The 14289-nt window shown below is 66.5% G+C and carries 15 protein-coding genes; 12 read left to right on the forward strand and 3 right to left on the reverse strand.

The genetic code is table 11. The features are described from left to right. Window positions 1-9: 9 nt before the first annotated feature. On the forward strand, window positions 10-2523 hold the full coding sequence (locus tag AC5Y4C_RS05955; RefSeq protein WP_499963064.1) for an FtsK/SpoIIIE family DNA translocase: 2514 nt from the start codon (window positions 10-12) through the stop codon (window positions 2521-2523). 52 nt (window positions 2524-2575) lie between these two features. On the opposite strand, the gene AC5Y4C_RS05960 is transcribed toward AC5Y4C_RS05955, so the two are convergent. Then, on the reverse strand, window positions 2576-3088 hold the full coding sequence (locus AC5Y4C_RS05960) for an amino-acid N-acetyltransferase (protein WP_499948394.1): 513 nt from the start codon (window positions 3086-3088) through the stop codon (window positions 2576-2578). Between the two features lie 42 nt (window positions 3089-3130). On the opposite strand from AC5Y4C_RS05960, the gene pgsA reads away from it, so the two are divergent. From pgsA to pspM, 4 genes are all read left to right on the forward strand, one after another. After that, window positions 3131-3763, forward strand: a complete 633-nt coding sequence (gene pgsA, locus AC5Y4C_RS05965; protein ID WP_499948396.1) for a CDP-diacylglycerol--glycerol-3-phosphate 3-phosphatidyltransferase — start codon at window positions 3131-3133, stop codon at window positions 3761-3763. A 52-nt stretch (window positions 3764-3815) separates the two neighbouring features. Beyond that, window positions 3816-4181, forward strand: coding sequence for a transcriptional regulator ClgR (clgR, locus tag AC5Y4C_RS05970; protein WP_499948398.1), 366 nt, complete (start codon window positions 3816-3818; stop codon window positions 4179-4181). A gap of 102 nt (window positions 4182-4283) precedes the next feature. After that, on the forward strand, window positions 4284-5096 hold the full coding sequence (pspA, locus tag AC5Y4C_RS05975) for a phage shock protein PspA (RefSeq protein WP_499910419.1): 813 nt from the start codon (window positions 4284-4286) through the stop codon (window positions 5094-5096). 11 nt (window positions 5097-5107) lie between these two features. Continuing rightward, on the forward strand, window positions 5108-5908 hold the full coding sequence (gene pspM, locus AC5Y4C_RS05980; protein WP_499963061.1) for a phage shock envelope stress response protein PspM: 801 nt from the start codon (window positions 5108-5110) through the stop codon (window positions 5906-5908). Here pspM and AC5Y4C_RS05985 read toward each other — a convergent pair whose 3' ends face one another. Further along, window positions 5909-6361: a limonene-1,2-epoxide hydrolase family protein gene (locus tag AC5Y4C_RS05985; protein ID WP_499910630.1), complete on the reverse strand. Its 453-nt coding sequence runs from the start codon at window positions 6359-6361 to the stop codon at window positions 5909-5911. It lies immediately after the preceding gene. Window positions 6362-6393: 32 nt separating this feature from the next. On the opposite strand from AC5Y4C_RS05985, the gene AC5Y4C_RS05990 reads away from it, so the two are divergent. From AC5Y4C_RS05990 to AC5Y4C_RS06020, 7 genes are all read left to right on the forward strand, one after another. Continuing rightward, window positions 6394-7557, forward strand: coding sequence for a glycosyltransferase (locus tag AC5Y4C_RS05990; protein WP_499963060.1), 1164 nt, complete (start codon window positions 6394-6396; stop codon window positions 7555-7557). An 11-nt stretch (window positions 7558-7568) separates the two neighbouring features. Further along, entirely contained in the window at window positions 7569-7763 is a 195-nt protein-coding gene (locus AC5Y4C_RS05995; RefSeq protein WP_499910425.1) for a DUF3046 domain-containing protein, read from the forward strand. Window positions 7764-7916: 153 nt separating this feature from the next. Further along, window positions 7917-10046 (forward strand): intein-containing recombinase RecA, encoded by a 2130-nt coding sequence (gene recA, locus AC5Y4C_RS06000; RefSeq protein ID WP_499963058.1) that lies wholly within the window; start codon window positions 7917-7919, stop codon window positions 10044-10046. Next, on the forward strand, window positions 10015-10530 hold the full coding sequence (gene recX / locus AC5Y4C_RS06005; protein WP_499963056.1) for a recombination regulator RecX: 516 nt from the start codon (window positions 10015-10017) through the stop codon (window positions 10528-10530). Before recA ends, recX begins: the two co-directional genes overlap by 32 nt. A gap of 48 nt (window positions 10531-10578) precedes the next feature. Continuing rightward, on the forward strand, window positions 10579-11364 hold the full coding sequence (locus AC5Y4C_RS06010; RefSeq protein ID WP_499963054.1) for an SDR family NAD(P)-dependent oxidoreductase: 786 nt from the start codon (window positions 10579-10581) through the stop codon (window positions 11362-11364). Window positions 11365-11375: 11 nt separating this feature from the next. Further along, window positions 11376-11846, forward strand: coding sequence for an SRPBCC family protein (locus AC5Y4C_RS06015; RefSeq protein WP_499948402.1), 471 nt, complete (start codon window positions 11376-11378; stop codon window positions 11844-11846). Continuing rightward, on the forward strand, window positions 11843-13435 hold the full coding sequence (locus AC5Y4C_RS06020) for a phytoene desaturase family protein (RefSeq protein ID WP_499963052.1): 1593 nt from the start codon (window positions 11843-11845) through the stop codon (window positions 13433-13435). Before AC5Y4C_RS06015 ends, AC5Y4C_RS06020 begins: the two co-directional genes overlap by 4 nt. A gap of 57 nt (window positions 13436-13492) precedes the next feature. Here the strand turns inward: AC5Y4C_RS06020 and AC5Y4C_RS06025 are convergent, their stop codons facing one another. Next, complete coding sequence (locus AC5Y4C_RS06025) at window positions 13493-14266, reverse strand: glutamate ABC transporter substrate-binding protein (RefSeq protein ID WP_499910633.1); 774 nt, start codon at window positions 14264-14266, stop codon at window positions 13493-13495. Window positions 14267-14289: the final 23 nt, after the last annotated feature.

The following is a 14289-nucleotide window of genomic DNA, read 5'->3' on the forward strand; positions in this document are numbered from 1 at the left end:
CTTGCCGGCATGCCCAGCAAGACCGCAGCCCGCTCGGGGAGTCGAACGACCAGGTCAAAGGCCAGTTCGCGGAGCGGCTCGCGGCCGGCACCACGTAAGAAACCGGTCAATCGGCGCAAGCCGGCCGGCCGCGGATCCGTCGCCGCCGGAGCGTTTGCGGTCGGCCGCGGCGCACGGGCTACCTGGCTGCTGGTCGCCCGGGCTACCGGCACAGCGGCACGGTCGGTGGGCCGGGCTCACGACATCGAGCCGGGTCATCGCCGCGACGGCATCGCGCTGGCACTGATCGCCGTTGCGGTGCTGATCGCCGCCAGCAGCTGGTTCGACGCAGCCCGACCTGTCGGCCTGTGGGTGGATACTGCGCTGCGCACGCTGATCGGCTCGGCCGTGGTGCTCCTGCCGATCATCGCGCTCGCCGTCGCGGTGACGTTGACCCGCACCGAACCCGAACCGGAGGCGCGGCCCCGGCTGGTGCTCGGCTCGACCATGATCGCGCTGCCCGCTCTCGGACTCTGGCACTTGTGGTCCGGTTCGCCGTCGACACCTACCGGTCGCCAGCACGCCGCCGGTTTTGTCGGGTTCGCGATCGGCGGACCGCTGGCGGACGGCGTGACTGCGTGGATCGCCGCGCCGCTGCTGTTCATCGGGGTGCTGTTCGGCGTGCTGCTGCTCTCAGGCACCACCGTCCGCGAGGTGCCGGCGACGCTGCGCGCGATGTTCGCCGTCCGAGGCCTGCCCGCCCGGCACGAGTACGACGACGACGACAACGACTACGACGACAACGACTACGACGACAACGACTACGACGACAAGGACGACGACTCGTCCGAATACGACGACTACGACGAGGCGCAGGCGTCGAAACCGGCTTACGGCGGATACCCGAACGCCGACGCCTACCCGCTCGACGAGGACGCGCCGACCATCCCCGAACCTCCCGTCGCGGCGGAGCCGCCCGTCGAGACCAAACCGCGCCGCCGCGCGAAGAAGCCCGCCGCCGCGGATTTCGCCGTGCTCGACCGGGTCGTCGAAGGTCCCTATGTCCTGCCGTCGCTGGACCTGCTGATCCCCGGCGATCCGCCGAAGCGGCGCAGCGCAAGCAACGACCACATGGTCGAGGCGATCTCGTCGGTCCTGCAGCAGTTCAAGGTCGACGCCGCCGTCACGGGCTGCACTCGCGGCCCGACCGTCACCCGCTACGAGGTAGAGCTCGGGCCCGGCGTGAAGGTCGAGAAGATCACGCAGCTGCAGAAGAACATCGCCTACGCCGTCGCCACCGAGAGCGTCCGGATGCTCGCGCCGATCCCCGGCAAATCCGCCGTCGGCATCGAGGTGCCCAACGTCGACCGCGAGATGGTGCGGCTGGCCGATGTGCTCACCGACCCGTCCACCCGTCGCGACCACCATCCGCTGGTGATCGGGCTCGGGAAAGACATTGAGGGCGAATACGTTTCGTGGAACCTCGCCAAGATGCCGCATCTGCTGGTGGCCGGTTCCACCGGTTCGGGCAAGTCGAGCTTCATCAACTCGATGCTGGTGTCGCTGCTGGCCCGTGCCACACCGGAGGAGGTCAGGATGATCCTGATCGACCCCAAGATGGTGGAACTGACGCCGTACGAAGGCATTCCGCACCTGATCACCCCGATCGTCACGCAGCCGAAGAAAGCGGCGGCCGCGCTGGCATGGCTGGTCGAGGAGATGGAGCAGCGCTACCAGGACATGCAGGCCTCGCGGGTGCGTCACATCGACGACTTCAACGCCAAGCTCAAGGCGGGCCAGATCACAACGCCGCTGGGCAGCAAGCGCGAGTACCAGCCGTACCCCTATGTGGTGGCGATCGTCGACGAGCTCGCCGACCTGATGATGACGGCGCCGCGCGACGTCGAAGACGCAGTGGTGCGGATCACGCAGAAGGCCCGCGCCGCCGGCATCCATCTTGTGCTGGCCACGCAGCGCCCGTCCGTCGACGTCGTGACCGGGCTGATCAAGACCAACGTGCCGTCCCGGTTGGCCTTCGCGACGTCGTCGCTGACCGACAGCCGGGTGATCCTCGACCAGCAGGGCGCCGAGAAATTGATCGGGATGGGCGACGGGCTGTTTCTGCCGATGGGCGCCAACAAGCCGATCCGGCTGCAGGGCGCCTACATCACCGACGAAGAGATCCACGCTGTCGTCGCCGCGTGCAAAGCCCAGGCCGAGCCGCAGTACACCGAGGGCGTCACCGCCACCAAGACCAGCGGCGAGCGCAAAGAGGTCGACCCTGACATCGGTGACGACATGGACGTCTTCCTGCAGGCCGTGGAACTGGTGGTGTCGTCGCAGTTCGGATCGACGTCGATGCTGCAGCGCAAGCTGCGGGTGGGGTTCGCCAAGGCCGGACGGCTCATGGATTTGATGGAAACCCGCGGCATCGTCGGCCCCAGTGAGGGGTCGAAGGCCCGCGAAGTGCTGGTCAAGCCCGACGAACTCGCCGCGACGCTCGCGTCGATCCGCGGCGTCGACGCCGCCGACGACGGCGAGTAGCGATTTCGGTGCGTTTCCCGGCGCTGAGCGCCGGTTAGCGCCCCGAAATCGCCTAGAGCATCAATAGCATTCGCGAGTTTCCGAGAATGTTGGGCTTGACGTAGGACAGGTCGAGAAACTCCGCCACACCGGTGTCGTAGGAGCGGCACATCTCCTCGTAGACCTCCGCGGTGACGGGGGTGCCTTCGATCTCGACGAAGCCGTGCTTGCTGAAGAATTCGGTCTCGAAGGTGAGCACGAACACGCGCTGCAGCTCCAGTTCGCGCGCGACGCGGAGCAACTGGTCGACGATCGCGTGGCCGATGCCCTGGCCCTTGACCTTCGGGTGCACGGCGACCGTGCGTACCTCGCCGAGGTCCGACCACATCACATGCAAAGCCCCGCAGCCGATCACTTCGCCGTCGAGTTCGGCGACCCAGAATTCCTGGACTGCCTCGTACAGGGTGACGAGGTTCTTCTCCAGCAGAATCCTGCCGGCGTAGATGTCGACCAGGTCCTTGATGGCCGGCACGTCGGATGTTCTCGCCCGCCGAATCACCAGGCCGTCGGGACGCGCGTCGCTCACACACCGAACATATCGGCTGCGTGCAACGGATATTCTGATGCGGTGCCAGCGCCCACCTCACGTGACCCGGCGGCGGCGACCACGTCACCGACGGCGCGGCTGGTCAATATCGCCAACGTGCTGACCGCTGTCCGGCTTGTGCTCGTGCCGGTGTTCCTGTTCGCGCTGTTCGCCGACGGTGGCGATGAAAGCCGTTGGCGGATCGCGGCATTCGTGATTTTCGCGGTGGCCATGATCACCGACCGGTTCGACGGCGCGTTGGCCCGCAGCTACGGGATGATCACCGAGTTCGGCAAGCTGGCCGATCCGATAGCCGACAAGGCGCTGTTGGGCGCGGCGCTCGTCGGGCTCTCCCTGCTGCACGAATTGCCCTGGTGGGTGACGGTGGTCATCCTCGTCCGCGAGATCGGGGTGACCGTGCTGCGGTTCGCCGTGCTGCACCGCGGCGTGATCCCGGCAAGCCGCGGCGGCAAGCTTAAGACGCTGGTGCAGACGGTCGCGATCGGGCTGTTCATCCTGCCGCTGGCCGGGATGTGGCACACCGCCGCGGTGGTGATCATGGCCGGCGCGATCCTGCTCACGGTGGTCACCGGAATCGACTACGTCACGCAGGCGGTCAAGGGCGCACGCCGGGCTGAGGACCGGGCCGCCGGGAACCATCCGGCGGGCGGCTGACGTTGCCAATGGAGAGGTCGTCCGTAGAGATCCGCCACTGAAGGAGTGCACCATGGCAGCGTTGCTGCGCGAGGTGATCGGCGACGTGCTTCGCCGCGCCCGCATGTCGCAGGGGCGGACCCTGCGTGAGGTTTCCGACTCGGCGAGAGTGAGCCTGGGCTATCTGTCGGAGGTGGAGCGGGGACGCAAAGAAGCGTCGAGCGAACTACTGACTGCGATCTGCGGGGCGCTGGACATCCCGCTGTCCGAGGTGCTCACGGATGCCGGCCGCCAATTGCAGCGTCAGGAGCGCGCCGAGGTGGCCGACGTTGTCACCACGGCGGCCAACATCGACGAGGCAACCAAGGTGGTCATCCCGCCGGTCGTCTCCCTGGCGGCCGACGAGGGCGTGCCCGAAGAGCAGATGGCGCTCGCGTGACCCCCTGCGGTTGACGGCGGGAAACGGATAAATTGGCCACACGCCCGTTGTCTAGGCCCGACAGCACGACACCAACTCCAGAAACGAAGGTGGAACCGACTCATGGCCAACCCGTTCGTCAAGGCGTGGAAGTACATGATGGCGCTGTTCTCGTCCAAGGTCGACGAATACGCCGACCCGAAGGTCCAGATCCAGCAGGCCATCGAGGAGGCACAGCGCCAGCACCAGGCGCTCACCCAGCAGGCCGCCCAGGTGATCGGCAACCAGCGTCAGCTGGAGATGCGGCTCAACCGTCAGCTCGCCGACGTGGAGAAGCTGCAGGTCAACGTGCGCCAGGCGCTGACCTTGGCCGACCAGGCCACTGCGGCAGGGGATGCAGCCAAGGCCGCCGAGTACAACAACGCTGCCGAGGCGTTCGCGGCACAGCTGGTCACGGCCGAGCAGAGCGTCGAGGACCTCAAAGCCCTGCATGACCAGGCGCTCAACGCTGCCGCGCAGGCCAAGAAGGCGGTCGAGCAGAACGCGATGGTGCTGCAGCAGAAGATCGCTGAGCGCACCAAGCTGCTCTCGCAGCTGGAGCAGGCCAAGATGCAGGAGCAGGTCAGCGCGTCGCTGCGGTCGATGAGCGAGCTGGCCGCACCGGGCAACACGCCCAGCCTCGACGAGGTCCGCGAGAAGATCGAACGCCGCTACGCCAACGCGCTGGGTGCCGCCGAGCTGGCGCAGAACTCGGTGCAGGGCCGGATGCTCGAGGTACAGCAGGCCAGCGTGCAGATGGCCGGGCATTCGCGGCTCGAGCAGATCCGGGCGTCGATGCGTGGGGAGGCTCTGCCCGCCGGCGGCACGACAGCGTCGCCCACGCCGGCCACCCCGGCTACTGAGCCGGCGCAGCAGAACCCCCTCAGCCAGCAGTAAGGCCCGTGTCGATGGCGGTGAAACCTCGAAGCGCCTACCGCTCGCTGCGGCAGCGGGGTGTCGACACCGTCAGTGAGTACGCCGACCTGCTGGCGCACACGATCAAGCGTGCCGCCGATCCGCGGGCGCGGCTACTGCGCAAGCGCCGCTGGGCGGCGCGGCTGACGCTGTTGTTTACCGGCACGTTCTTGTTCTGGGCGATGGTGACGGCGTTACTGGCGTCGTGGAGCACGCCGGCGTGGGCGCTGCCCATCCCCGGCGCGTTCGCGGTGGGATCGGCCTGGCTGGCGACGCTGCTGGGCTTGCGGTGGCGCTGGCTGCATAAGGAACCACTGCCCGCACCCCGCCCGGGCGTGGTGCGCCGGCTGCCTCCGTTCGGGTCGGCGGCGCGGGAGCCCATGGCCGCGCTCGCCGCGGCAGAACGCGGGATGTTCTCGTTGCTCGGGGTCATCGAGCGCGCAGAGCTGTTGCCGCCCAATGAAATTCAGGAAGTGACCCGAACCGCCGACGAGGCAGCCGCAACGATGGCGGCCACAGCCCGCGACATCGTCTCGATGGAGAAGACCATGCGCGCCACCCCGTCGTCACGCGTGTCGCTGAGCCCGACGATCCACGCTTTCGCCCAGCAGCTCGACCACGGCGTGCGCCAGTACCACGACATGGTCAACGCCGCCGCGCAGCTGGTGTCCACGTCGAGCTCGCCGATGTCGCGTCAGCAGTACCGCAACGAGCTCGTCGGCGCCACCGACCGTCTGCTCGGCTGGGCGCAGGCGTTCGACGAACTCAACGGCCCTCGACGGCTGATCGGCTAGCTACAGCGACCGCCGCAGCGGCGGGATCGCGATAGCGAGCAGCCCGCGCACCACCGCCTTGAGGAAGTCCACCGCGTCGAAGTAGTCGCGCCACAACGTGATTCGGCCGTCGCGGACCTCGAACACGCCGCACACCCAGAACTGCGCCTGGAACGGGCCGAACGCCAGCACGTCAGTGCGTTCGGTGAGCACCGACGAGCCTTCGGTGGCAATCCGGTGGAACTTGACGTCGAAACCCGCGCTGGGCCGGCTCAGCCCCCGCATGAGTTTCATCGTGCGCCGGCGGCCGCGAACCCTCGAGTAGCCGACGTTCTCGTAGACGACGTCCTCGGCGAGCGCGGCGTCGGCGGCGTCGAAATCCTTGTCGCGCAGGGCGTAGAGAAAGCGCTCGACGACGGCCGCCGGGTCGGTGGTCACTGGACGGGCGGGCAGCTGATCGGTCATGCCCGCCAGCCTAGGAGCATTGCGTGTGGCAGGGTAGGCCGGTGCGTGTGGCCGTGGTCGCCGGGCCTGATCCGGGGCACTCGTTCCCGGCCATCGCGTTGTGCCTGAAGTTCCTGGCCGCCGGTGATCAGCCGACGTTGCTGACCGGCGTGCAGTGGCTGGACACCGCGCGCGCCGCGGGTGTCGACGCGATCGAGCTTTTGGGCCTAGACCCCACCGAGCTCGACGACGACCGTGACGCCGGCGCGAAGATCCACCAGCGGGCGGCGCGGATGGCGGTGCTCAATGCGCCTGCGCTGGCGGCCTTGGAGCTCGACGTGATCGTGTCCGACGTGATCACCGCCTGCGGAGCGCTGGCCGCCGAGATGGTCGGCGTGCCGTGGATCGAGTTGTCTCCCCATCCGTTGTATCTGCCGTCAAAAGGCTTGCCGCCCATCGGAAGTGGGCTCGCGCCCGGTGTCGGAATCCGCGGCCGCGTGCGAGACGCCGTGATGCGCCGCCTGACGGCGCGCTCGCTGCGGGAGGGGCAGCGGCAACGCGCGGCGGCGCGGGTGGCCGTGGGGCTGCCGGCGAAGGGTGTCGATCCGCTGCGGCGGCTGATCGCGACCTTGCCGGCGTTGGAGGTGCCTCGGCCGGATTGGCCGGCCGAGGCCGTGGTGGTGGGGCCGCTGCACTTCGAGCCCACCGACGCCGAGTTGTCGCTGCCGCCCGGCGACGGGCCCGTCGTCGTGGTGGCGCCGTCGACGGCGCAGACCGGTGCGCTGGGCTTGGCGCAGGTAGCGCTGGACTGCTTGATTCCGGGCACGACGCTGCCGGACGGGGCGCGGGTGGTGGTGTCGCGGCTCGCCGGTGAGGATCTGCCGGCGCCGCCGTGGGCGGTCGTCGGGTTGGGGCGTCAGGACCGGCTGCTGTCGCGTGCCGACGTCGTCGTGTGCGGCGGCGGGCACGGGATGGTGAGCAAGACCCTGCTGGCCGGCGTGCCGCTGGTGGTGGTGCCCGGGGGCGGAGACCAGTGGGAGATCGCGAATCGCGTTGTGCGGCAAGGAAGTGCGCGGCTGGTTCGGCCGCTGACCGCCGAGGCGCTGGCATCGTCGGTCGGGGAGGTGCTGGCGTCACCCGGTTACCGTGCGGCCGCGCGGCAGGCGGCCGCGAGCGTCGGCGACGTGGCAGATCCGGTACGGGTGTGCCGCGACGCGGTGGCGTAATTTGGGCTGCGATGCGGCTGACGGAATTCCACGAACTGGTCACTAAACAGTTCGGTGCCGCGTATGGGGCGTCGGTGCTTGTCGACCATGTGCTGACCAGTCTGGGAGGACGCACAGCGGCGCAGGCGATCGAGGACGGTGTCGATCCTCGTGACGTCTGGCGGGCGCTGTGCGCCGACTTCGACGTGCCTCGCGACCAATGGTGAGTGGCTCGGCGTGTCATCTTGAGTCGAACAGATGTTCGTCTACAGTGGTCGATGTGCGGCGGACGGGACTTGTCGGTGGTCTGCTCTAGCGTCGCGACCAACTGATCGAGACCTCGATCAACCGAACATCACTACGTGAGAGAGGCATCACTCATGACTCAGGCTCCTGACCGCGACAAGGCGCTGGAACTGGCGCTGGCCCAGATCGAGAAGGCCCATGGCAAAGGCTCGGTGATGCGCCTGGGGGACGAGGTGCGTCAACCCATCTCGGTGATCCCCACAGGCTCGATCGCGCTCGACGTGGCGCTGGGTATCGGAGGCCTGCCCAAAGGCCGGGTCATCGAGATCTACGGCCCCGAGTCCTCGGGTAAAACCACCGTCGCTCTGCACGCGGTGGCCAACGCCCAGGCGGAGGGCGGCATCGCGGCGTTCATCGACGCCGAGCACGCGCTGGACCCCGAATACGCCAAGAAGCTCGGTGTGGACACCGAGTCGCTGTTGGTGAGCCAGCCCGACACCGGCGAGCAGGCGCTGGAGATCGCCGACATGCTGATCCGCTCCGGCGCGCTGGACATCATCGTGATCGACTCGGTGGCGGCGCTTGTGCCGCGCGCGGAGATCGAAGGCGAAATGGGCGACAGCCACGTCGGTCTGCAGGCCCGGTTGATGAGCCAGGCGCTGCGGAAGATCACGGGCGCGCTGAGCAATTCGGGGACGACGGCGATCTTCATCAACCAGCTGCGGGAAAAGATCGGTGTGATGTTCGGGTGCGGTTCCTATGACACCCGCGTCCAGTTGGCCGACGGCACCACCGAGAAGATCGGCAAGATCGTCAACCAGAAGATGGACGTCGAGGTGTTGTCCTATGACCCGGACACCGACCGGATCGTGCCCCGCAAGATCGTGAACTGGTTCAACAATGGTCCCGCCGAGCGGTTCTTGCAGTTCACCGTCGAGAAGTCCGGCGGAAACGGCAAGTCGCAGTTCGCCATGACGCCTAACCACCTCATCCGCACGCCGGCTGGTTGGACGGAGGCTGGTGACATCATCGCGGGCGATCGTGTGATGGCGAGCGAGCCGCATCTGCTCAGCGAGCAACAGTTCCAGGTGGTGCTCGGTTCGCTCATGGGAGACGGCAACCTTTCACCGAACCTGCGCAACCGCAACGGTGTGCGGTTCCGGTTGGGACATGGCGCCAAGCAAGTGGACTACCTGCAGTGGAAGACCGCCCTACTGGGCAATATCAAGCACACGATGAGAGTGAACGACAAAGGCGCTCGCTTCGTGGACTTCACTCCGTTGCCGGAACTAGCTGAATTGCAGCGTGCGGTCTATCTCGGCGACGGCAAGAAGTTCTTCTCCGAGGAGTACCTCAAGGCGCTCACCCCGCTGGCGTTGGCGATCTGGTACATGGACGACGGCTCTTTCACCGTGCGGTCGAAAGGAGTGCAGCAGCGCACCGCTGGGGGCAGTGGCCGCATCGAGATCTGCGTTGAGGCGATGAGCGAAGGTACCCGAATGAGATTGCGGGACTATCTTCGTGACACCCATGGCCTCGATGTCAGACTCCGTCAGCTGGGCAGGGCTGGTAGGGCAGTGTTGGTGTTCTCCACGGAGGCCACAGCGAAATTCCAAGAGTTGGTGGCGCCTTACATCGCGCCGTCGATGGAGTACAAGTTGCTGCCTCGTTTCCGCGGACAGGGCACGGTGACGCCGCAGTTCGTCGAACCCTCGGAGCGGCTGGTACCCGCGCGCGTCCTCGACGTCCACGTCAAGCCGCGCACTCGGTCGATGAACCGCTTCGACATCGAGGTCGAAGGCTCGCACAACTACTTCGCCGACGGGGTGATGGTGCACAACAGCCCCGAAACAACCACGGGCGGAAAGGCATTGAAGTTCTACGCCTCAGTTCGCTTGGATGTCAGGCGAATTGAGACACTGAAAGACGGCACCGACGCGGTGGGCAACCGCACCCGCGTCAAGGTCGTCAAGAACAAAGTCAGCCCGCCGTTCAAACAGGCCGAGTTCGACATCCTGTATGGCAAGGGCATCAGCCGCGAAGGCTCGCTGATCGACATGGGGGTGGAGCAGGGCTTCATCCGCAAGTCCGGTTCGTGGTTCACCTACGAAGGCGAGCAGCTGGGCCAGGGCAAGGAGAACGCCCGCAACTTCTTGCTCCAAAACGTCGACGTGGCCAACGAGATCGAGAAGAAGATCAAGGAGAAGCTGGGCATTGGCGCCGTGATCACCGATGACGTACTGCCAGCCCCCGTCGACTTCTGAGAAGCGCGAGGAGCAGGCGCGGGCACTGTGTCTGCGCCTGCTCACCGCGCGGGCCCGCACCAGGGCAGAGCTGGCCGCACAGCTGAAGAAGCGTGGCTATCCCGACGACGTCAGCGCCAAGGTGCTGGATCGGTTGACTGATGTCGGTCTGGTCGACGACGTCGGGTTTGCCGAGCAGTGGGTGCAGTCACGCGGAGCCAGCGCTTCAAAAGGCAAGCGCGCGTTGGCCGCCGAGTTGCGGACCAAGGGTCTCGACAATGACGTCATCGAGGCGGCGCTGGGTCGGCTCGATGCGGCTAGTGAGCATGACAGGGCCGTCACGCTGGTCCGCACGAAGCTGCGCCGGGAGAACCTCGACGGCGACCAAGCCAAGGTCATGCGGCGGCTGGTCGGAATGCTGGCGCGGCGCGGCTACAGCGAAGCCCTGTGCTTCGACGTCGTCAAGACCGAGCTGGCGCTGGAGCTGGAGCGGCGGCGGACGTAGACGCTGGGTGGGGCGTTTGGCGTGGCTGGCTCAGGGTAGCCAGCCGAGATGGAAAACCGCCTCGCATTGGTGACGGGCGCCTCGAGCGGGATCGGATACGAACTGGCCCGATGCTTCGCCAGAGATCGATACGACCTGGTCCTGGCCGCTGACGAGCCAGCCGTGGTCTCACGAGCCGACGAGCTTGCCGACGCTGGCGTGCGTGCCCGGCCGGTTCAGGTGGATCTTCGCCATCCCGAGGGAGTCGAACGTCTCTACCGCGCGGTCACCGAAGACGGGCGCCCGCTTGACGCGGCGGTGCTCAACGCCGGTATCGGCCGGGCCGGGCCTTTTCTCGAGGGGAGTCTGGAGGACGACCTCGCGATCGTCGCGCTGAACGTGCGCTCCACGGTCCATCTGGCCAAGCTGGTGATCAAAGACATGGCTGCTCGCCGAGCCGGCAGGGCGTTGTTCACCTCGTCGATCGTGGCGGGAATGCCCGGATGGGATCAGTCGATCTACAACGCGTCGAAATCGTTCGTCCAGTCGTTTGCCCTGGCTCTTCACGACGAGTTGCGCGGCACCGGAGTCAGCGTCACCGCGTTGATGCCTGGCCCTACCGCGACCCGCTTCTTCGCGCGCGCTGGTATGGCCGACACCTTGCTCGGCCGTATGCCCAAAGAAGACCCACGCCGAGTGGCCGAGCAGGGCTATGCCGCGATGATGCGCGGCGATCGGAAGGTCATTGGCGGGTCATGTATTTCGAAAGCTGTAGGCGTCACTAACTGGTTCTTGCCCGACTCGGTGAAGTCGGCTGCGAACCGGTTGATCCTCACCCGAACAGGAAGCCACTGAAAGGACGCGGAATGACATCGCCGAAAGAAGCCGACAGCCCACTGACCGCGACGCGGGACACGACGGCAACGCGTCAGCGGGTCTGGGAGGTGATCGCGGACGGCTGGACGTATTCGCAATGGGTGGTCGGCAACACCAGGATGCGGGCAGTCGATCCTCGCTGGCCCGCCCCGGGCAGCAAGATTCACCATACGATCGGCATTTGGCCGGTGGTGCTGAACGATGAGACCGAGGTCGAGTCGTGCAAACCGGAGGAAGAGATCGTTCTCCTCGCAAAGGGCAGGCCGTTCGGCGGGGCGCGAATAACGTTGCGGCTCTTCGATACTGAAGACGGATGTCGGATCGACATGGCTGAGGTCCCTGTCGGCGGTCCGCTCAGTTGGGTGCCGCGCCGACTGGCGCTGGCTGCGGCATGGCCCAGAAACAAGGAATGCCTGCGCAGGCTGGCTGCTCTGGCCGAACGCCGCAGTGAGCCTCAGTGAGCAGCCGAACGGCTGACGCGGTCGTCATCGGCGCCGGCCACAACGGGCTGGTGGCTGCCGCGATGCTTGCCGATGCCGGCTGGGATGTGCTCGTGCTCGAAGCACAACCCGCACCGGGCGGCGCGGTCAAAAGCGCCGAACTGTTCCCGGGATACATTAGCGACTTGTACAGCGCGTTCTACCCGCTGTCGGTGGTGTCGCCGGCGCTGCAGGCGCTGAACCTCGAAGAGCATGGGCTGCGCTGGACTCATGCCCCAGCCGTCGTCGGACATCCAAGCTCGGCTGATGACGAGGATGCGCCGCTGATCTACCGAGACCTGCACCGCACCGTGGCCGAACTCGACCGACGCCATCCTGGCGACGGGCAGCGGTGGGCCGAGTTGTTCGAGCAGTGGCAAGACATCAAGGACGGCCTGCTGGCAACTCTGTTTGCGCCGTTCCCCCCGATTCGCGGTGCAACTGCGCTCTTACGCAAGCTCGGCGCATCCGGCGCTCTCGATTTGGCCCACATGCTCATGCTGCCCGCCGGTGTGATGGCTGAGCAGCTCTTCGGCGGCGAGGCGGCCCGGCTTTTGCTGTTGGGAAACGCAATGCACGCCGATGTGCCGATCGACGCTCCCGGTAGCGGGGTGATGGGGTACCTGCTGATCATGATGGCCCAAGACGGTGGCTGGCCGGTACCCGTCGGCGGTGCCGGTCAGCTGGCGGCGGCGCTGGTCAACAGGGCTACCTCCGCCGGCGCGCAGATCCAGTGCGGCCGCGAGGTCGTCGGGATCGACGTGCGCGGCGGCCGCGCCGTCGGAGTGCGCGTCGCCGACGGCACGACCGTGCAGGTGCGCCGGGCCGTGATCGCTGACACGTCTGCGCCGCGGCTCTTGTGCGAACTGCTCCCTGCCGATGTGATCCCCGACGTGGTGTCTCGCGGTATGAGCCGATTCGTTTGGGACACACCGGTTTTGAAGATCAACTATGCCTTGGACTCTGCGATCCCATGGCGGTCCAAGGCCTTGACCGAAGCGGGCACGGTACACCTCGGTGCCAACCATGACGGGCTGGTGCGGTGGATGGCCGACTTGAACACCGCCACCGTTCCACAGCGCCCGTTCATGTTGTTCGGGCAGATGACCACCGCCGATCACACCCGCTCACCAGCAGGCACTGAAAGTGCTTGGGCTTACACGCATTTGCCTCGCGGCGTATTCGACGACGCGTCCGCCGACCGATTGTCGCAGGCTGTCGACGAAGTGCTCGAAGAACACGCGCCCGGGTTCAGCGAGCACGTCGTCGGCAAAGTCACTCAGCGGCCTTCCGACCTCGAGGCCAGCGACGCCAACTTGCACGGCGGAGCGGTCAACGGTGGAACGTCTCAGCTGTACCAGCAGTTGATTTTTCGGCCTGCCCCTGGATTCGGCCGAGCCGAGACACCGGTCGAAAACGTCTTTCTCGGCAGTGCGGGCGCCACCCCGGGCGGGGGAGTGCACGGTGTGTGCGGTCGCAATGCCGCTCGTGCGGCGCTGATGTCCGACGGTGCGCGCGGTTGGCCGCGACGACGGCTGAGCCGGGCGCTGCTGCGCCGAGTGTCGGGTTGAGCCACGCCTCATCATGAAAAGGGTGGAACAACCTCACACTCGGCGCAGGGGCAAATCTCAATACCGGTCGATTCGCGGCGGCGGCGGCGCCTTGTAGCCGGACGGCCCCAGGTTCTTGTCGAACGCCGCCTGCCATGCGCCGCTGTCGATCATCTTCTGCAGCGCACCATTGATCTTCACCCGAAGATCATTGTTGTCCTTCGCCAGTCCGATTCCGTACAGTTCCAGCGAAAACGGCTGCCCCACAAGCTTCATCGTGCCGGGATCCTGTGCGGCGTAGCCGGCCAGGATCACCGCGTCCGTGGTCACCGCCTCTACCATGCCGTCCTTCAACGCCTGCACGCACGCCGAGTACGTGTCATACAACCGCAACTGCACATCCGGATACTTCTGCTTGATCCGCTGCGCCGATGTGGAATCCGGCACCGAGCACACGATCCGGTTGCCAGTCAACGACTCTGGGCCGACGATGTAGTTGTTGTCCGCACGCACCAACAGGCTTTGCCCCGACTGGAAATAGGGTCCGGCGAAGCCGATCTTCTGCTTACGCTCTGGCGTGATCGAATACGTGCCCACGACGTAGTCGACCTCGCCCTGCTCGATCAGCTGTTCGCGGTCTGCCGGCCGCGCCTCCTTCCACTCGATCCGGTCATCCTGGTATCCGAGCTGCCCGGCCACATATCTCGCCACATCCACGTCGAAACCGCTCATCGAGCCGTCCGGCTTTCTCAGCGACAAACCCGGTTGGTCGTACTTCACGCCGATGGTGATCTTGTCTGCACTCGGCTGCCTCACCACGAGGATCACCACGGTGGCGATGACCGCGAGCACGAGGGCGCCAAGTATCAGCAGGC

The organism is Mycobacterium sp. NGS35, assembly GCF_059812855.1.